This is a genomic window from Pseudomonas sp. HY7a-MNA-CIBAN-0227 (genome assembly GCF_040310325.1).
GTDB lineage: Bacteria > Pseudomonadota > Gammaproteobacteria > Pseudomonadales > Pseudomonadaceae > Aquipseudomonas.
The window spans coordinates 1-467 of sequence record NZ_JBEOPT010000041.1; the positions used below are offsets into that span (position 1 = coordinate 1).

Annotated in this window: 1 protein-coding gene; it reads right to left on the reverse strand. The window is 56.5% G+C overall.

Annotated features, from left to right (window positions below; all coding sequences use genetic code 11):
* Nucleotides 1–467 (reverse strand): hypothetical protein (locus AAEZ06_RS26870; RefSeq protein WP_350617103.1); only part of this gene is annotated, 467 nt, incomplete at both ends.

Here is a 467-nt window from a genome sequence, read left to right on the forward strand (position 1 = left end):
GGTGACGGTGCCACCGTTAGCACCCGTAACGGTGCCGGTGATGGTGGTGCTGTCACCAAAGACTTTGCCGTCTGTGATTGCGTTGATCACCAGGTCGGTTGGCTTGGTGTTGTCAACAGCGACCTCGACCGGCACGGACACTTCACTGATAACTCCACCGCTGGTGACGGTAGTCGTCAGGGTGAGGTTTTCGTTGGTCAATGCCGTCTCGAGCGTCAGGGTCCACTCGCCGTTTTCGCCAACGATGGCCTTGCCCAGTTCTTTCGAACCGTTGAGCACGGTGACTTCGTCACCTGCTTTAGCGCCTACTACGGTGCCTTTGATTTCCTTCAATGTTGCAACGAAGGGATCGATATCGATGACAGGCTGCTGCGGTTTAACGGTGAGCTCGACCGGATCTGCTGCTTCAGCGGTGATACCCGCTTTGCTGGAGACGGTTGCGGTGATGTTCTGGGTGCCACTTTCCA